The 18,227-nt window shown below is 57.0% G+C and carries 14 protein-coding genes; 7 read left to right on the top strand and 7 right to left on the bottom strand.

The features are described 5' to 3' along the window. Positions 1 to 2 precede the first annotated feature (2 nt). Entirely contained in the window at positions 3 to 332 is a 330-nt protein-coding gene (locus Poly51_RS10460; protein ID WP_146456960.1) for a MazG nucleotide pyrophosphohydrolase domain-containing protein, read from the bottom strand. Between the two features lie 172 nt (positions 333 to 504). Between Poly51_RS10460 and Poly51_RS10455 the strand changes: the two genes are divergently transcribed. The 6 genes from Poly51_RS10455 (at position 505) to Poly51_RS10430 (ending at position 6,953) form a co-directional block, all read left to right on the top strand. After that, positions 505 to 1,671: a sulfotransferase family protein gene (locus Poly51_RS10455; RefSeq protein ID WP_146456958.1), complete on the top strand. Its 1,167-nt coding sequence runs from the start codon at positions 505 to 507 to the stop codon at positions 1,669 to 1,671. Positions 1,672 to 1,819: 148 nt separating this feature from the next. Next, positions 1,820 to 3,094, top strand: a complete 1,275-nt coding sequence (locus Poly51_RS10450) for a 3-keto-disaccharide hydrolase (RefSeq protein ID WP_146456956.1) — start codon at positions 1,820 to 1,822, stop codon at positions 3,092 to 3,094. Positions 3,095 to 3,116: 22 nt separating this feature from the next. After that, positions 3,117 to 4,109 (top strand): DUF1559 family PulG-like putative transporter, encoded by a 993-nt coding sequence (locus Poly51_RS10445; RefSeq protein ID WP_146456954.1) that lies wholly within the window; start codon positions 3,117 to 3,119, stop codon positions 4,107 to 4,109. A 251-nt stretch (positions 4,110 to 4,360) separates the two neighbouring features. Further along, the gene (locus Poly51_RS10440; protein ID WP_146456952.1) at positions 4,361 to 4,798 is read left to right on the top strand and encodes a hypothetical protein; all 438 of its coding nucleotides are present in this window, start codon (positions 4,361 to 4,363) and stop codon (positions 4,796 to 4,798) included. Positions 4,799 to 4,955: 157 nt separating this feature from the next. Continuing rightward, positions 4,956 to 5,903 carry a riboflavin biosynthesis protein RibF gene (ribF, locus tag Poly51_RS10435; protein ID WP_186775461.1) on the top strand — a complete coding sequence of 316 codons (948 nt, stop codon included), beginning with the start codon at positions 4,956 to 4,958 and terminating at the stop codon, positions 5,901 to 5,903. A 60-nt stretch (positions 5,904 to 5,963) separates the two neighbouring features. After that, positions 5,964 to 6,953 carry a DHH family phosphoesterase gene (locus Poly51_RS10430; RefSeq protein WP_146456948.1) on the top strand — a complete coding sequence of 330 codons (990 nt, stop codon included), beginning with the start codon at positions 5,964 to 5,966 and terminating at the stop codon, positions 6,951 to 6,953. A 49-nt stretch (positions 6,954 to 7,002) separates the two neighbouring features. Here the strand turns inward: Poly51_RS10430 and Poly51_RS10425 are convergent, their stop codons facing one another. From Poly51_RS10425 to Poly51_RS10415, 3 genes are all read right to left on the bottom strand, one after another. Then, positions 7,003 to 7,740, bottom strand: coding sequence for a choice-of-anchor M domain-containing protein (locus Poly51_RS10425; protein ID WP_186775460.1), 738 nt, complete (start codon positions 7,738 to 7,740; stop codon positions 7,003 to 7,005). Between the two features lie 97 nt (positions 7,741 to 7,837). Continuing rightward, a complete protein-coding gene (locus Poly51_RS10420; RefSeq protein WP_449314216.1) occupies positions 7,838 to 8,977 on the bottom strand; it encodes a DUF1559 family PulG-like putative transporter in 1,140 nt (379 codons plus the stop codon). Positions 8,978 to 9,995: 1,018 nt separating this feature from the next. Then, positions 9,996 to 11,996 (bottom strand): membrane or secreted protein, encoded by a 2,001-nt coding sequence (locus Poly51_RS10415; RefSeq protein WP_146456942.1) that lies wholly within the window; start codon positions 11,994 to 11,996, stop codon positions 9,996 to 9,998. Positions 11,997 to 12,360: 364 nt separating this feature from the next. Between Poly51_RS10415 and purB the strand changes: the two genes are divergently transcribed. Continuing rightward, complete coding sequence (purB, locus tag Poly51_RS10410; protein WP_186775459.1) at positions 12,361 to 13,788, top strand: adenylosuccinate lyase; 1,428 nt, start codon at positions 12,361 to 12,363, stop codon at positions 13,786 to 13,788. A gap of 116 nt (positions 13,789 to 13,904) precedes the next feature. Here the strand turns inward: purB and ppk1 are convergent, their stop codons facing one another. The 3 genes from ppk1 to Poly51_RS10395 all read right to left on the bottom strand — a co-directional run bounded on the left by ppk1 (position 13,905) and on the right by Poly51_RS10395 (position 18,174). Continuing rightward, positions 13,905 to 16,127: a polyphosphate kinase 1 gene (gene ppk1, locus Poly51_RS10405; RefSeq protein ID WP_390621765.1), complete on the bottom strand. Its 2,223-nt coding sequence runs from the start codon at positions 16,125 to 16,127 to the stop codon at positions 13,905 to 13,907. 54 nt (positions 16,128 to 16,181) lie between these two features. After that, on the bottom strand, positions 16,182 to 17,270 hold the full coding sequence (locus tag Poly51_RS10400; protein ID WP_146456936.1) for a c-type cytochrome domain-containing protein: 1,089 nt from the start codon (positions 17,268 to 17,270) through the stop codon (positions 16,182 to 16,184). A gap of 211 nt (positions 17,271 to 17,481) precedes the next feature. Then, on the bottom strand, positions 17,482 to 18,174 hold the full coding sequence (locus Poly51_RS10395; RefSeq protein WP_146456934.1) for a hypothetical protein: 693 nt from the start codon (positions 18,172 to 18,174) through the stop codon (positions 17,482 to 17,484). Positions 18,175 to 18,227: the final 53 nt, after the last annotated feature.

The raw sequence follows: 18,227 nt of genomic DNA, 5'->3' as shown, positions 1-18,227 counted from the left end.
TATCACGGCTTTTCGGAGTTGGGGCACTCGCAAACCAATCGCTTGCATCCGGGGCACCCGTGTCCATACTTGGCCACCAACGCCGCGTTCAGATCGACACCGGCGACGTTCGCGATCGTGGCCAGCCATGCGATCACGTCGGCAAACTCTTCCGCTAGATTCTGTTTGTCGTTGCCTCGCAGGGCCGACGCCAATTCGCCGACTTCTTCCATCAACCACATGAACGTGCCGTCGACTCCGCGAGCAACGTCTTTTTCAAAGTACATTTGATGAATGTGCCGCTGTAAGTCGGCGATCGACAGTTCTTCGGTCGGCTGGGATGGCGAAGTCATCTTGGTCGGGGGTCAGAGCAACGGATCAGCATAAATTCGTTTGGATGGCCGCAGTGGATGCGGTAAAACGCCAACAACCTATCCCGCTGCCCGATATCACGGTAGTCAACTACAGTGATTGCGGTCGTTTGGTTCCACCCCATCTCTTCGCAAGCGAAAAATCTTTCTGCCAATGACTCGTCCGCAGGCCTCGCAAAGCACAAAAACCGCAGCTTCGAAGCCGCCCCGCAGCGGAGGCGATTTCCATCGATATCCGTTCTATTCGCCGCGTTTTTGGCACGGAATGCGTCCCGGAACGTGGTGGAATCTGCTCCGAAGCCGCCATTTTCGCATTCATCCGTCGCGCTACGGAATTCTGATCGGCGTCACTTTGGCGACGCCGGTGAACACGATTTTGGCGGGGCTGCAGTGGCTCTTGTTCCGAAATCAGCTGGCCCAGGCCGAATTGCACGGTCCGCCCGTGTTCATTGTCGGACATTGGCGCAGCGGCACGACGCTGCTGCACGAGTTGATGGTGCGCGACGAACGACTCAGCAGCCCCTCTACCTACCAGTGTTTTGCCCCCCAGCACTTTCTGGTGTCCCAGTGGTTCTTCCGCCGATTCGCGGGCTGGCTGCTGCCGGGTAAACGGCCGATGGACAACATGGAGGCGGGCTGGGATCGACCCCAGGAAGACGAGTTTGCGATCCTGACGCTTGGCGTGCCGTCGCCCTATCGCCGAATCGCATTTCCGAACGAAGCACCCACCGATCTGGACTATCTGGATTTCGATGGCGTCTCAGATGCCGACGTGAAGTCTTGGATGACGGCACTTCATCGGTTTCTGGTTTGTGTCAGCGAATCGACGGGGCGTCCGTTGATCATCAAGAGCCCCACCCACACTGGGCGCATCGCTGCGTTGGCACGTGAGTTCCCGGACGCCAAGTTCATTCACATCACACGCGACCCGCGCGAGTTGTTCCCATCGACGGTGCGATTGTGGCAGGGGCTCGATGAAGTCCAAGCCCTGCAAAAACCTCATGGTGAAAACGACGAAGCCTACGTTATCGAGTGCTTCGAGCGGATGTACAAATCGTTTCACCGTGATCGAGATCAATTGCCCGCCGGTCGTTTGATCGATGTTCGCTACGAAGATCTAGTCGCGGATCCCGTGGCGACACTCGCAACCATTTACGGGACCTTGCACCTGAGCGACTTTGGCGCCGTTCAATCGGTGATCGAATCTTGGGTTGAAGCCGAACATCGCGACTATCAACCCAACAAACACAACTTGGCGCCCGAGACCGAATCCATGATTCGCGATGCCTGGGGCGAGTACTTCGATCGATACAACTACTAGAGCAAAAGCAGTCCGACCACACACCAAACGTTAGCCGTCAGCGGCGGATATCAACGCATGGTTGTCGTGCCGGAAACCCGTTTCACTGATGATATTCAAAACCATTTTCTCGCTTGTTTTTAACGAAATGTATCCATTGATTTTTAGAATGAAGAGCAAGGATTTTCTGATCGTCATGATGGTCGTTACCGTGACGATTGTCGGTTGTTCGAAAAAGTCGGAAACCGAGCCAGTAGCGAAGACAGCAGACGTCGAAGCGGCGAGCGTGCCAAAGGCTCCGATCGCGCCACAGACCTACGAAGCCAGCGCCGAAGAATTGTTGGCGGCGCGGCTGCCGGAATCGGAAGCGTCCGAAGGGTGGATCCGTTTGTTCGACGGCCACACGCTCTACGGTTGGGAAATCACGGGTGCGGCGAACTGGCGAGTCGAGGACGGCAGCATTGTGGTGGACGACGGCGCGAAATGCCTGCTCTGCACAGCGGTGCCATGGAAAGACTTTGAGCTGACTTTGGAATTCGATGCCGATGCAACGACCAACAGCGGCGTGTTTTTGCGCACGCCACTTGAACCCGAAGACCCGAAATTGGATTGTTACGAAGTCAATATCGCGCCGAACGACAATCCCTTTCCCACCGCCGGAATCGTAGGCCGCCAGAAAGCCGACGGCGATACCAACGACGCGGTCAAGGGCGATTGGCGGACGATGACGATGGTGATGGACGGCAATGATTTGAAGGTCAGCATCGACGGGAAATTGGTGAACGAATACACCGATTCGATCGGGCTTGGTATCGGACGAATCGGACTGCAACACAATTCGGGTCGCGTCGCATTTCGCAATATTCGATTGAAACCGTTGGGGATGAGTTCGCTGATCGATGAAGAACTTTCCAAGTGGACCAAGTACCCCAAGATGCCCGGGGAATTCACTGTGAACGGCGACGGTGAACTGCTTGTCAAAGGCGGGCGGACGCAATTGGAATCCAAAGATACTTGCGCCGACTTTGTATTGTTGGCCGAGTATCGGTTGGCGGCTGTCGAAATGAATTCCGGTATCTTTTTTCGCTGCATCCCGGGCGCCGAAATGATGGGTTATGAATGCCAATTGTCCAACGAAATCAAAGACGGCAATCCGTTGGCACCGGCCGATACGGGGACCGGCGGAATCTTTAAACGACAAGATGCTCGCGTCGTCGCTGGCGAAGCCGATCAATGGACATCGCTGCTGTTGGTGGCGCATGGAGAAAAGATTGCGGCATGGGTTGCCGGGATTCAAGTCAGCAATTGGTTTGATGACCGCAAGCCTGACGAGAACCCACGAAAAGGTTTGCGAGTCGAGCCCGGCACGCTGATGATCCAGGGGCACGACCCAACCACCGACGCCAAATTCAAACAGATCTTGATCGTTGAAATTGGCTCGTAGGAAGCCATCGTTCCGTTAAGCGATTCCCCATCAAGGGTGCCTCAGCCGTTTTTTTCGCCACTGCCCCGGATTTACTCTCGTTGAACTGTTGGTGGTCATCGCGATCATCGGCCTGTTATTCGGGTTATTGTTGCCCGCCGTTCAGGCTTCGCGGGAGGCGGCACGGCGGGTTCAATGCGCCAACAATCTCAAGCAAATCGGCTTGGCGCTTCACAATTATGAAGCGACTTATTCCAAGTTCCCGGCGGGATTCATTTCTCAAGTGACGGGGCCCTGGCCTGGGGGCGGAAACGATCCGGTTCCCGAGATCGGACCCGGTTGGAACGTTTTCGCCATGATGTTGGCGCAAATGGAACAGGCGCCGCTTCTCGAGCAGATCAATTTCAGTTTGCCGATCACGGATCCTGCGAACGCTGGCGCACGCAGCACGGACGTCCCGGGCTATAGGTGTCCCAGCGACACGTGGAGCGGGCCGATAACCGTTTGGCCCCATTCCATCGGGATCACCGACGTGGCGGCGAACAGCTACGTCGGCTGTCTCGGCGGCGCCGATCCATCGGGCATGGGACCGACCGGCAATTACTTGGCACGATACGAAGAGCAGCCGTTCAACGGGATGTTCCATCGCAATAAAGCGATTCGTCACGCTGACATCCTTGATGGGACTTCCAACACCATCGGAATCGGCGAGCGCGCGTCGATATTTTCGCCGAACGGATGGGCGGGCGTGATTCCCGGTGGCCAGTCCGTTTTCTCGGCGGATATCGCAGGCCAGCGAGGTCAAATCGTCGGCCAAACCGTTCGCCCCGCGATCACCATGGTGACGGTTCACGTCCGCTCGGGAGGCCCCAACGCACCCACCGGCAGCCCCGGCGGATTTTGGGGGCCGCATGCCTCAGGAGCTCACTTTCAGCTGATGGACGGATCGGTTCGCGTAATCTCGAGCAACGTGGACATCGAGGTCTTCCGCGCCTTGGCCGGACGGAATGACCGCGTGCCGATCGGTGAACTGTAGGTCAATGACCTGCCCCCTGACGTGGCTACTATCCTTGTAGCCCTTGTGAGGGTCATTGGCCGCCGCGCCGCTTTACTTCTCCCTTGTTCGGGATGAATTCGTGGTAGGAGAAAGGGGCAATTCGCGATTCTCAAGAATCGGACTTGTTTACGGGGGTGACATTCACCACCATGCGGCACGGTGATCCGCAGCACCGTGGTTGCGATCGATCGCCGGTAGCTTTGAACTTCGGATGTAAGGAATACGACTAGATGATCACCAGCAACCATGCCGTCATTTTGGGTGACCAGCCTCGCAAGATTGAATTCGGTGCCGACGGAAAGGAAATCGCCGCGTACGAACAAGAATTCACGATCGACGGGAAAGACTCGGGTGCGAGCGCCATGTTTTTCGTTTGCGTTCGTGGGCTGGTTGGAAAAGACGCAAAGCCCGTCGAAGTAGCGATCAACGGCAAGTCGATTGGTCGCTTGATGACCAACCAAAATGCGGACGCGGATTCTTGGTTCACGCAAACGCTGCACTTTTCGGCCAGCGAAGGTTCGATGAACCCGAACGCCAAAGAGGCTTCGGAAAAGAACACGATTCGAATTCCTGCCGAAGGTACCGTCGGCGGTCCCGGCAAAATTTACGTGCAAAACATCTTTGTTCTGTACAAGGCTGTGTTCGACGGACCATCGGCGACGGCTTAGCCTACGATTCGGTGTTGAGGGTTCCCCCGGTTCGCGAGTTTCTTCGCTTTTGCGGTGATGAATCCCCACGCTAGATGAGATTGCGATAGCGGTGCATAATTTGGGCGGGTGGCGACATTCGCCCCTGCCCTGCCCTTTTGCTTGCCACCGCCTACTTGTGACCAAAATCGTTCCGCTTGCCAATGTCACCGACTGCCCCGATTTGGTTCGGTTGGCAGGACTTCGTGGTGGAGCGATTTCGATCGGCAACTTCGACGGTGTTCATCTCGGCCATGCCGCACTGCTAAAACAACTGCGTCAGGTTGCCGATTCGGTGGGCGGCCCCGCGGTCGTTGTGGCACTGGATCCCCATCCGGCCGTGATTCTGCGACCCGAGCAAGCGCCGACTCGATTGACGTGGATCGAGCGTCGGGCCGAATTGATGCAACCGCACGGCATCGATGCTTTGGTCGTCTGCGAGACTCGCGGCGGACTGCTGGGATTGACAGCGAACGAGTTTTTCGAGGCTCTGATCCGTCAACAATTGGACGCACGAGCGATCGTGGAAGGCCCGAACTTCTTTTTCGGCAAAGGCCGCGAAGGTGACATCGCGACGCTGGGCCGATTGTGTGTGGCGGACTCGATCGAGCTGCAGATCGCGTTACCATCGAACTTGCGCGGCGAAATGATCAGCAGCACGCGGATTCGCCGTTGCTTGACGTCGGGCGATTTGGACGGTGCGACGGCGATGCTGGGCACTTTCTATCGCATGCGGGGCGACGTCGTCCAAGGTGCGGGTCGGGGAAGAACGATCGGTTTTCCGACCGCCAACCTGCAATCGATCGACACCGTTGTCCCGGCCGCTGGTGTTTACGGTGGTCGCGTCGAAGTGAATAAACGGCGTCAGTTGGCGGCAATTCACATCGGTCCCAATCCGACGTTCGATCAAGACACGTCGATGAAGGTCGAAGTCCACATAATCGACTACGATGGCGACCTTTACGATCAAAGTTTGAATGTCGATTTCGCACTCCGCGTTCGCGACGTCATTAAGTTTGATTCAGCTACTGAGCTTGTCGAACAACTCGAATCCGATATCCGAACCATTCGCAACCAGTTGGCTTGAGCCCAGATCGAACCACGAACCGATCAGCTTGTTTCGCCAACATCACCAGGATCTGACTTCATGAGCGTCAATTGGAAAGCGTTCACACAACAAATCAGCCACTACCAATCGTTCGTCTTGGTCAGTCACATTCGCCCCGATTGTGACGCCCTGGGTAGCGAGCTTGGGATGGCGGAGGTGTTGCGAACGATCGGCAAGACGGTCCGAATCATCAACGCACACCGAACACCGCCGGCGCTGCAGTTCTTGGATCCTGCCGAAGGGATCGAAGTCCTTGGCGACCATGTCGAAGCCGAGGACATCACGTGCGACTGCATCATGATTTTGGATACCAGCGCTTGGGCGCAGCTGGGCGACATGGGTGACTTCATTCGCGCCGCGAAGTGTGACAAGATTGTGGTCGACCACCACGTCGGCGAAGACGAATTGGGGGCGACGATGTACAAAGATTACCAATCCGAAGCGACGGGGCACTTGGTTGTTCAAGCGGCGGATGCCTTGGGTGTTCCGATCACACGTTCGATGGGAATGCCTTTGTTCGCCGCCATCGCGACGGACACGGGTTGGTTTCGGTTTCCATCGGTTACGGCCGAAACGTATCGAGTGATCGGTCGGTTGATCGATGCGGGAGTTGTGCCGAGCGAAGTCTATGGCGACCTGTACGAACGCGACACGATCGGTCGATTGAGGCTTCGAGGGACGATCCTATCGCGGACGCAAGTCGAGCTGGACGGTCGATTGATGCACACCTATGTCAAGAAAGAAGACTTCGCGGCATGTGGTGCTTTGCCCAGCGATACCGAAGACGCGATCAACTTGACGTTGGCCGTCGAAGGAGCGCAAGCGGCGGTGATCTTCGTCGAACAGCTCAAGGGAGGCTTCAAGTTGAGCTTCCGCAGTCGGTGCGCGATGGACAGCAACAAAGTCGCCCAAATGTTCGGCGGCGGCGGTCACAAAGCCGCCTCCGGTGCCTTCGTCGAAGGCACACTCGACGAAGTCCAAAACCGCGTCCTGCCGGAAGTCCGAAAAGCTGTCCAAGGGGAGGAGTAGGTAACAGGTAACAGGTTGTTTTCCTGTCACCTATTTCCTATCTCGCGGTTTAGCGACGCTTTCGTCGGCGGTAGATTGCTCCGCCGACTACCATTGCCGTCGCCAGCATGGCGAAGCTGCTTGGTTCGGGGACGGCGGTGGCTGATCCGACGAGGAAACGGAACGTGCCGACGTCGGTGACCGAGCCGCCGCCGACGAGGTTGGCGACCGCAGTCAGTTCCAGGTCATAGATGCCTTCCGTGGTGAAGCCATAGTTAAAGTGGTCGTGGCCGCCGATGGCCATGTTCAGCAAGTCGGTGCTGTCGAGTCCGCCGAGGGTTTGCCAGAATACATTGGCCCCACCAAAACTGCCGGCCTGCCATAGCGCGAATTGGCCGGGGCCACTAAAGGCAGTCAGGCTGAGGGTGGCGCTGCTGAAATCGGCCGCACTGAGTTCCTCCGATGCGATCCCTAGAAACGGTCGGCCAGAGATGCTGGTTGATGGCAATGTCCAAACTGGATCGCCCGAGGTTAGGCCAAGAAAGGGGACGTTGCCGGTAACGTTGGTTTGTGCATTGTCGCCGACGCGAACGTAGGCTTCATCGGGCGCGAATTCGATTTCACCAGCCAACGGCGCGCCGTCAAGGACCGCACCGTCGCCAAAGTGATAGTGCAGTTCTAATTCTCCGTCTTCAAAGGCCAAGCCGATATCGCCATGGCCCGACGAGTATTCAACGAGGGCTGCGGACGCATGCGTTGAAAGAAAAGCGATCATGAGCAGGGTGGAAAACAGGGTGGAGATTTTCATTGTTGAGGTTCCTTGGAGGGATAGAGATGTTGACAAACTAAGTGAACGGTTGGGGAAGACTTCCGACGCTTGACGTCCAAACGTCGGTTGATTTGCACTACGGCAGTTCCACGGTTTCGCTTCCATTGCTGCTTCCGAGTGCCCAGTACAGTTCGCGGTCAATCGACTCGGTGATGAACTGGACGCTGCCGTCGGCCATCGCGATATTCAAGCCGCCGATGTGGTGGCTGCTGGGTGTGACCAGATTCATCCCGTCGTCTTCGCCGCCGTAGACGTGACAACTGCGGCGATTGATCGGGATCACTGGCATGATGTGATTGGCCATAAAGGTCCAACCACTGATCCAAGCGTGGCCGTGGCTGATGCTGTATTGGGCGTCGGCAACGGAAACCGATTCGCAGTAACCGACCCAGCGTGACAGCGAACGCCCGGTCGATCCGCCGCCGCAAAACGACTGCATCGACAGCGGAGTCGCGTGGGAAATCGCGGATCCGCCAAACATGTCGGTTGACTCGAATACTTGCGCGATCACGCGTTCGCCAATTGCGATCGTGTTGGACAGACCATCGCGAATGTCGGCAAAGCGAATTCGTGGTTGCTGCCACTGATCCACCGACACGGGGTTGTAGAGTCCGATCACGCCGTTCTGTTTGGCCAGCGGCGTGGTCACGCCGGGGCCGGTTGATAATCGTGGCCAACCGATGTTGCCGGCGTAGCTTCCCGGCGCGGTTGGGATGCCGAGTGAAAACTGCACGATGCTGCCCGGATCGCTGGGACAAAGGTAGGTGGGGACCATCGAACCGGCGGCTTTTTCGTCCGGGTGTCCGGGTGAGAGTGTGTAGTCGATGTAGTCGCCGTCGGCCGCATAGTCGGTTCGGTCGGCGAGCGGTTGGTCGAAGTGAATTTGTTCGTGAAGAGCCGCCTGTTCGATGTTTGGCAGGATTCTGGCCAGCCAACTGTGGAACCCGCTGCCGGCTCCACCGGCGTGCTGGTCCGATCCGGTCATGCTGGTCGGCATGCTCTGGTGTGTGTCGTGGTACGTGTGAAGCGCCAACGCAATTTGTTTGACGTTGTTGCTGCACTGCATCCGGCGGGCCGCCTCTCGCGCCGCCTGAACCGCGGGCAACAACAGCCCGACCAAAATGCCGATGACCGCAATGACAACGAGCAATTCAATCAACGTGAACGCTCGAGGTGGCTTCGCGTGCGCCGTGTATTTGCAACGAGTATGCGACATTCGTCGGGGAATAGTCATGTACGACTCCTTCAAATCAGGCAGTGAACGAAAACGTCAAAGACGATGGAACACCCCGCCGCGCGGACACAGCCGATCAGGTTTGGTCGGACCGTTACCGGTTGCATCGCGCACGACGGAGCAAAGCACAGCGCAGGCCGTGCAATAGCAAGGCTCAGGCGGAGCAAAGTCGGAGCGTCAGTCCAAACAACATCGAGCAATCGCTTCCTTGCCAAAAAACGCAAGGCCGCGAAAAAGGAGCGACGTGACAGGACCAGCACAAAGCAGAGAGTCGAAGCGGGAGCTTCAACTGCGGTTAGACCGCGGCCGGTGGACCGCGCGGGCACGCGATCGAACGAGATACCGACGCAAAGACAGCATCAGTCGAAATGGCCAAAGGTTCGGCGACAAGCTCGGCCGATAACACAATGATCCATTGCCAAGTCACACCACTAGGACTGGCAAGCGATTGACACACCACGCAGCGTTGACTGTCGTGATGTTGATTGTCGTGATCGGAATGAGGCACCGACTGGGACTGTGAATCCGACGATCGGTTCGGATTTAAGTCGCCTGGTTCCGTGTGGCCATGTTCGTGGTGGCCATGCGAGCAAGTCGTATGTGAACGTCTCGCTAGGGCTGCTTGGTCGGTTTCACCTTCAGCGTGAACACAGCTCGTGCCGTCACAGCTTGAAACATGCCACCATGCTGGGGCGTGCCCGATCAGCGAGATGCTGCAAAGCAACGCGGCAAGAAGGGGTCGGACGTGCGATGTCAACAAGGACATGGATCGCAGAACATTTTCGTAGGTGAAGGCAAAGTGGTCCGACCAAAGACGATTGCTACTACTACGATCGCTATCGCCCCATGGTTCGTCAAGCCCGACCAACAAAAACGCGTCAAAATTTATCGCTGGTCTGGTACCTTCATCGAAGGCTGAGAAGTAGGTATTCGGTTTTAGCGATTAGGTACTAGGTTTTTGGTCTCTTTTCGCTAAAACCCAAAACCCAAAACCTATCCCCTATTTCAGGAAGAAGCTGGTCATTTCCCAGCCGTCCGCGGTGGTGTTCAGGTAGCTGCCGGCTTCGGGTAGCAAGTGTTCGATCTCGCTTAGTGGCGGCAGCTTGCTGGCGTCCATCAAGTCGGGCTCGTCGCCCTCCGCTTCCTCTACGGCGCGTCGGATCAGCGACGCGATCAACGTGTCGCTGTCCTTCAATCGGTTTTGACGCAGCAATTGATACTTCACACGCAATGACAGCTTCGTTCGGGCATAGCGATCGAACGCGACACTTTCGGCGCCTAACGACTTCATGGCTTCGGTGATCGCGATGACTCGCGGTTTGGCACCGAATCCGCCCGGGGTCCCCTCCTGGATTCGTTTGGCCGTCTGGACCAAGAAATCCGGATGACTTGAAAACATCAAATACGGCGCGTCGGAACCGGCACCCTTTTCGACCAGTGCGATCGCCCAGTGATCCAACAACGGCGGCGGCTCGTCGGTTTCTTCCTCTTCGATCGCCAGGTCACCGAACAGTTCGGTATCAAAATCGTCGGTTCCTTCGCCTCGTTGGACACGCCAGATTTCGACACCCGGCAACACGTCCATCTTGCTGGCGTCGGGTTCGACTTCCATCGCTTTGCGAATCGCCAACTTGATTGCCGCCGCATCGGAAACTCGAATCGCAACCAGCATCCGATCCGAATTGACTTCGGCCGGCAACGTGTTGTCGGTCATCAACAGCACGTGGTCATCGAGATTCGGCAACACGTTCTTTTCGAGATCGATTTGCGGACCATCTTCGTCTTCGCGAATGCCGTCGATGATGTCACGGAAAATTTCGTCGCCGAACGCTTCGTTGACAAGCGACTCGGCTGCCCAGAAGGCTTCTTCGATCTTGACGTTCAATCGATTCACCGCGGCGACATCGTCATGGATCCAAGTCGGCAACGGTTGAACGGGTTCGTTTGGGAACTGCAGCATTCGAGCCGCCATCGTGTACTTGTCTTTGGCGCCTTCGACGGGCGGAGCGTAGATGAAGCCCTTGTGCAAGATGTCGAAGGGATCGCCAGCCATGATCGCGATGCCGCCGGCTGCTTTGATCGCATCGAAGCCTTGGTTTTGCAACAGTTTCAGCATGTCAACTTGATTGCCGCGATCAATGTCCAGCGATTCACGGACGATCCGTCCCATTTGAAACGGACGAGCGAACCATTCCAGTGCGACCGTGCCGCCACTCTTCTGCGCAGGTTCGCGGATCGCTCGAGCCGAGCGAGTTAGAACTGTGCGGAAATCTTCCGATTCCGAAATCGATTTGCCTTTGGGCTCGCCAGCGATCGCGTCAAGCAAGTCGGTGACCACCGAATCACGATCGGCCGCGATGACTCGCGAGTCGCCGATGGTGATCGCGATTTGTTCGACCTTCAATTGGCCCGGTTTGGGCTTGGTGTTGTAAACCCGGACAACTTCGCCACGATGCTTCGCGTCGGTCCGAATCCACCCGCCGGCCTTCAAGTCGGCATCCAGAGTCGCCATTACTGTTTCGGCTTTGGCTTTGCGACCGCGAATGTCCGTAAGTACGCACAGCGCATAGGGACGTCGCTTGTCGTTTTCAAACGGCAACCAAGCAAAGACAGCCTCGCCCGAACCGATTTCGTACAGATCTTCTAGCTTCAAACCCACTTTGTTGTCGAGCGATTGCAAATACTGCTTGGCTCGGTCTCGCTGGGAATCGATGAACGGCTGCATCGCGGGGTGTTCGAGCAGTTGACCGGCGTTGGTGGCTTTCCAGGCAGTGCAGAACTTGGGCAGGTCGGGGACACGCACCAAGCCGGCGACCGACTCGGGTAGCAACTTGATCGCCGGTTCGTAGGCGACGCCGGCTTCGGCGCCCGCAGCGGCTTCTTGTGCCATGCCGCACAGCGGCGACAAAACGCCGATTGCCAGGACGACAACCATGCAAATCAAGAGAGAACTCGCCGAGCGACAAAGTTGGCGAGGTGACGAACCAATCAGGGTGAACATTCAATTTCCGGTGCTTTTGATACAAATAGCCGACCCAACTCACTCAAAGTGTCAGTCCGATCGACCCGTATGTTATCGAACTCGTTTTCCGGCCGAAACGGCGGCTTGGAGATCCTGGTCGGATTGTCGCGCGGGTCGGGAAAGTTGGAAGTCCAATGGCGGGGGGTGGGAAGTCGATTTCGACGTGAATTTGGGGGCGGCTTGAGGCGTTGGGCGTCTGGCGGCGTGGCCCGAGTCCAGTACATTTCAGTCTGGATCGACTCGCCGGTCCGATTCGGTCCGCTGTGGAGGCCGAAAACCATCTCGCTTCGTCGCTGTCACGATGCGATTCAACTAGCTTTTATGACTTTTTAGGATGAATGACGTGTCGGCTGATCTCCCCAACGTGCTCGCTTCTCGCTACGCCAGCGAAGCGATGGTCGACATTTGGTCACCCACCGGCAAGGTTGTCTTAGAACGCGAATTTTGGATTTCCGTGATGGAGGCCCAGTCGGATCTGGGCATTCCGCTGGCCGCTGGAGTCATCGAAGACTACCGCCGAGTCGTTGCCCAAGTGGATTTGGCGTCGATCGACGCTCGCGAGCGAGTCACCAAGCACGACGTCAAGGCGAGGATCGAAGAGTTCAACGCGTTGGCCGGCCACGAACACATTCACAAAGGGATGACGTCGCGAGATTTGACCGAGAACGTCGAACAGCTTCAGATTCGTACTTCCTTGGTTCTCGTTCGCGATCGAACCGTCGCCGCACTCGACCTGATCGGCCAACGGGCGAAAGAGTTCGCTGAGTTAGCGATCGCCGGACGCAGCCACAACGTGCCGGCCCAGGTCACCACGGTCGGCAAGCGTCTGGCATCCATCGCCGAAGAGCTGTTGGTCGGACTCGGACGCATCGAAGACCTACTGGCCCGCTATCCGCTGCGAGGAATCAAGGGTCCCGTCGGAACTCAGCAAGATATGCTGGATCTGTTCGAAGGCGACGCGTCCAAGCTGGCCTCGCTGGACGATCGAATCGCCAAACGACTCGGCTTCGGCGGCTGTTTCGATTCCGTCGGACAGGTGTATCCGCGTTCGCTCGATTTCGATGTGGTTTCGGCGCTGGTGCAGTTGTCGTCCGGTCCCGCCAACTTCGCTCGTACGTTGCGATTGATGGCGGGTGCCGAATTGGCGACCGAAGGGTTCAAGCCCGGCCAGGTCGGGTCATCAGCCATGCCACACAAGATGAACGCGCGGTCGGCGGAACGCATCGACGGATTCGGTGTCATCCTTCGCGGCTACTTGTCGATGGTCGGCGGATTGCTTGGTGATCAATGGAACGAGGGCGATGTCAGTTGCAGTGTCGTTCGCCGCGTCGCCATTCCAGATGCGTTCTTGGCCATTGACGGCCAAATGGAGACGTTCTTGACCGTGTTGGTCGACTTCGGTGCTTACCCGGCGGTGATCGGCCGCGAGATGAAACGTTACCTTCCGTTCTTGGCGACGACGAAAATCTTGGTCGCCGCTGTGAAAGCGGGTGTCGGTCGCGAAACGGCACACGAAGCGATTAAAGAGCACGCTGTTGCCGCAGCGCTTGCGATGCGAGAACAAGGTGGCGATGAAAACGATCTGATCGACCGTTTGGCAAACGACCCACGCATCCCGATGGATCACGCAACGCTGACCGCCGCGATCGGCAAAGCCAACGAATTCGTCGGCAACGCACCGGCACAAGTCGCGGCAGTAATTGCCAGAATTGCATCGGTGGTCGAGCAGCACCCCGACGCGGCTAAGTATCGCGCCGGTGCGATTCTATAAAAATGGGCAACCCGATGTGGACCCGCGACTCCGCTCGCGTGATATGAACCGCAAAGCAGTTCACGGAGACCACACCACATGTTCTGCGACAGCGTCGAACGGATACCTAGGATGGTTCAGTCCGCGCTGCGTGGTTCGTGCGTTTGGAAACGCGTCATTCGATTCTGTTTGATCGTTTTCATGATCTTGCAGGTTCGATCGTACAGCACTTTTTGCGATCGAACCTTATCTTCACCGGACACCAATCGCTGGTACGCTCCGTTGGGTTGCATGACCCAAGTGTTGGTTGTGTCCTTGAAGTATGTGCGAAGCGTTTCGAGTAACTTTTTGCGGCACGAGTCGTCGTCGACCGGGATTAGCAACTCGACACGGCGATCCAGGTTGCGCGGCATCCAGTCGGCACTGCTGATGTAGAGTTCGACTTCACCGCCGTGACGAAACGAGATCACTCGAGCATGCTCGAGGTATCGGTCGACGATCGACACCACTTTGATCGATTCACTCAGTCCTTCGACGCCCGGCTTGAGGCAGCATACGCCGCGGATGTTCAACAAAATTTTGACACCTGCCTGGCTTGCGCGGTACAGCGCATCGATCACTTGGGTATCCACCAACGCGTTGAGCTTGGCAATGATCTCAGCTCGCTGGCCAGCCTGGGCACGAAGCGTTTCAATTTCGATCAAGTCGAGAATGCGTTTGCGAAGCGTGATCGGCGCCGAAGCCAAGTGTTGCAATTGCTGGGGTTCGCTCGCACCGGTCACGCAATTGAAGAACGACGTCGCATCGATGCCCAGTTCTTCGTTGCACGTTAACAGTGACACGTCGCTGTAGATGTTGGCGGTGACTTCGTTGTAGTTGCCCGTTCCAAAATGCAGATAGCGGACAATGCCGTGAGATTCGCGGCGGACGATGATGCAAACCTTCGCATGCGTTTTCAATCCTCGTATGCCATAGATCACCTGGACGCCGGCTTGTTCCATTTCCCGCGCCCATTCGATGTTGCGGGCTTCGTCGAAACGAGCCTTCAATTCGACGATCACGGAAACATATTTGCCATGTTCGGCCGCCCGCATCAGCGCCGCGACGATGGGGCTGTTGCGGCTGGTGCGATAAAGCACCTGTTTGATCGCCAAAACATCGGGATCGGCGGAGGCTTCTTCGATCAGACGTACGACGGGATCAAATCGTTCGTAGGGGTGAACCATCAACAAGTCGCCTGCGGCAATTGTTGTAAACATCGATTCCGCAGGATCGACGTCCGGTGATCCTTGCGCAGGCCAAGGTTCGTCGCGCAGCGAATCAAACCCTTCGATGCCGTGCAGCGTGAACAGATAGGTCAGGTCCAGCGGTCCATCGATCGCGAACAAGTCCTCGCTTCGCAATTCCAACTTCTCGGACAAGAACGACATCATCGGGTTGCTGGCCCCGGCAGAGTATTCCAGCCGAACGGCTCGTGACTGACGCCGACTTTCCAGCACGTCCTCCATCCCGACCATCAAGTCGGCCGCCGAGTCCTCTCGCAATTCAACGTCGGCATTCCGCGTGATCCGAAACGCGATGCACTCGGCAACTTCGCGGCCGGGGAAGAAGTCATCGATATAGTGCGCGACCAATTCTTCCAAAAGCACATAAGCGTGGCCGCGATCGCTGGGCATCGGCAACAATCTTGGCACCGTACGACCGAGTGGGATGACAACGAAGTCCCATTCCTCGTCCTGGTCGGCCGGGTTGGCTGAATTCGGCTCGTCGTCGTTCGTTTCGCCACCGTACGGTTTCGGACCGACGTGACTGGAATTCAGTCGAACGCAAAGATGAACGCCCAAGCCTTGCAACAAAGGAAACGGACGTTCGTCGAAAATTGCCTGAGGTGATAGGACGGCGAAAACGTCCTCGTGGAACCGAGCATCGGCCGCCTCGCTGCATCGGTCGCTGCAGGCGTTGAGATCGATGTGTTGAATATCGACTTCGGCCAACTGTGGCTCCAGCGATTCGTTGAGCACTTGGTATTGGCGTGCCACGATCGCATGGCATCGGCTGGCGATGGCTTGCAGTTGCTCGGCGACCGTCATTCCCGAAGGATCGCGGACCATTCCATTGCGTTGGTATTGTAATTTCAATGACCCGATCCGGACCATTGCGAACTCGTCCAAGTTCGAACTCGTGATGGCGAGAAACTTTGCTCGTTCCAGCAACGGCAACGACGGATCTGCGGCTTGATCAAGCACCCGTTGGTTGAATTCCAACCAACTCAGTTCGCGGTTGATGAACCGATCCACCGGCAACTCGCCAGGAACCAATTTTTGTTTGCGTTTCTTTTTAGGGGTTGGCTTGATCGGCACGATGCGAACGGGTGTTAGCGAGGTGGAGGGTAGGATACGAAGAGTCTTCCGTGGTCAATTCGACTTTTCAATCGGGTGATCCAGAGGCTCGATTTTAGGTGTTTCAACGGGGTCGGCCATGGTATCCGCTTCGCTGGTTCCCAGGAGCGTACGCAACGCTTTGGGGTAAAAGTCTTTTCCGTAACTCATTTCACCCCCTTGATGGCCGACCGCACCGGCGATGCCCGCACAAACCAACAGGCCGACTTTCCACACGATGGTCAGCTTCGGTCGATCGCCGCGTAACGTCAACAAGGCAATGGCTGCGAACGCAATCGATAGGACGGACAAAATGACGCCGCTCCATCGATGCCAAAACACTTCGCGGTCCATCATTTCGGCATCGAATCGATCCCACGAACCGTAACCCTGTTCAACCGCGAACGACCAACCCATCAGCGTTGCCACAACGGCGGTTAGGGACCCGATCAACAAACAAGCCAGTGGAATCTGCGTCCCCAACGCGGGCCACTTCCAACCCAAAACCACAAAAGCGGCTCCGAACAACAGCAAGGCGATCGGAAAGTGCACGGTCGCGGGGTGCAAGAATCCTTGTGCGGCCCAGACTCGCTCGGCCAAACCTTTGGGGGCTGCGGTCGTGACGGGGGCTAGGACTTCGCCGTCGGTACTTGCAAATTTGACATCGTCGGGCCAAGTCGCGCCCTCTTCGATCCAAGTACGGATCAAAGACAGTTCGCCGGGTGACAGCGGCCCTCCGTGCGAGCGAGGTGGCATCAGCATGTCTTCGTCATCAATGGTTAGGTAGTCGACGTAGAGGCTGCTCGATTCAAGGTCTTCCGGTTCGACATAGTCCATCATCAAACTGCGGTCATCGACTCGGAAGTCGTTCTTCGCATCGTCGGGGCCGTGACAGTCCAGGCAATTCTTGCGAAGGATCGGCACGATGTCGCGGGCAAACACGACCAAGCGACCTTCGTCGTCCAACACCGTCGCAATCGCTTCGTCGGAAGTCGTCCGGTCCGCAACTTCGGCGACGGCTTCTTGCGCATGAACGATCGTGATCGGCCAAGCCGATCCGATCCATACGAAGGCGAGGATCGTCGCTAGTTGGGCGATGCGTGGCACGTGAAGAGAGGTCCGCATTGGAAAGTGCCTCCGTTGGCAATAGCAGGGGTGCCAGCGAGTTGAGTGAGCTGGGCGGGATCGACGTTGCACCACACTTCTACGTGATGGCGGTCGATGAAAGAAGTCGAGTCGATAGGACTTCCAACCCTTGGATTGTCGTCGAAGGGGCCATGATTTGCCAGTCCGTTCGACGCTAAGGGGCGACGTCGCCGTCCCGTTCCTGCGATTATTAGACGTTGATACCGGAAAAAGCTTTTCCCAGTCCCAGCAAAGCGATTTCACGTTTGACGTCCTCACCGGTCGGCGCTTCCAGCGTTTCGGCAACTTCGTCGGCGATCAATTGTGCGAAAAGTGTCCGCGCTTCGACCAGAGTTTTCTGGATGGTCGCTTCGTCGACTTTCAAGCCAGATTCAGAAGCGATTTGTGCGGCTAACATGGCCGGCGTCGCGGGCGTGCTTTTGGTTGCACCATGCAGCACCGTGTAGACCGGGTAATCGGGTGTCGAGTGCTCCTGTCGCTCGAGTGATCGCCAAGCACGTTCGAGCAGGCCATCTCGCCAAAGCGTCAGCCACTGTTTCGATTCCAACGTGACGCTTTCCAGATCCAAAGTCGGCCGTTGGGCTTCGGGAATCTCTGCGGCGGCACTCTTGGCGGCCGATCGAATTCCACGTAGCAAGAAATCTCGCAAACGGCCCCGCTTGTGTTCACCGAATCCAACGGAAACCAAGTGACCGAGCAACAGCTTGAGCGCATCATCGGCCAATTCGCTGGTACCCAAAATCGTCGTCAATTGGCGACGCATCGGCGATAAATAGCGAAGCACGAAGCCCGCGGCGCTATCCGCTTCGGTCCACGGGTGCGACGAACGCACCAAGTTGACGGAACTGGTGCGGCCTGATTCGGTAGAGGTCAAGTCAGCCATGATGGTCAGTTTAGCTCGTTGAATCGGTCATGTGTGAACCCATGTTGGTCGCG

Source organism: Rubripirellula tenax (assembly GCF_007860125.1).
In the GTDB taxonomy this organism is placed as follows: Bacteria; Planctomycetota; Planctomycetia; order Pirellulales; family Pirellulaceae; genus Rubripirellula; species Rubripirellula tenax.
The sequence above is the reverse complement of the archived record's forward strand: the minus strand, read 5'-3'. Positions and strand labels throughout refer to the sequence as shown.

What these genes read in the sequence shown, in the direction of transcription:
- Poly51_RS10420 (WP_449314216.1), bottom strand. Translation starts at nt 8,977, where the DNA reads ATGTCGCATACTCGTTGCAAATACACGGCGCACGCGAAGCCACCTCGA.
- Poly51_RS10450 (WP_146456956.1), top strand. Translation starts at nt 1,820, where the DNA reads ATGAAGAGCAAGGATTTTCTGATCGTCATGATGGTCGTTACCGTGACG.
- Poly51_RS10455 (WP_146456958.1), top strand. Translation starts at nt 505, where the DNA reads ATGACTCGTCCGCAGGCCTCGCAAAGCACAAAAACCGCAGCTTCGAAG.
- Poly51_RS10415 (WP_146456942.1), bottom strand. Translation starts at nt 11,996, where the DNA reads ATGTTCACCCTGATTGGTTCGTCACCTCGCCAACTTTGTCGCTCGGCG.
- Poly51_RS10400 (WP_146456936.1), bottom strand. Translation starts at nt 17,270, where the DNA reads ATGCGGACCTCTCTTCACGTGCCACGCATCGCCCAACTAGCGACGATC.
- Poly51_RS10425 (WP_186775460.1), bottom strand. Translation starts at nt 7,740, where the DNA reads ATGAAAATCTCCACCCTGTTTTCCACCCTGCTCATGATCGCTTTTCTT.
- Poly51_RS10430 (WP_146456948.1), top strand. Translation starts at nt 5,964, where the DNA reads ATGAGCGTCAATTGGAAAGCGTTCACACAACAAATCAGCCACTACCAA.
- Poly51_RS10440 (WP_146456952.1), top strand. Translation starts at nt 4,361, where the DNA reads ATGATCACCAGCAACCATGCCGTCATTTTGGGTGACCAGCCTCGCAAG.
- Poly51_RS10460 (WP_146456960.1), bottom strand. Translation starts at nt 332, where the DNA reads ATGACTTCGCCATCCCAGCCGACCGAAGAACTGTCGATCGCCGACTTA.
- Poly51_RS10395 (WP_146456934.1), bottom strand. Translation starts at nt 18,174, where the DNA reads ATGGCTGACTTGACCTCTACCGAATCAGGCCGCACCAGTTCCGTCAAC.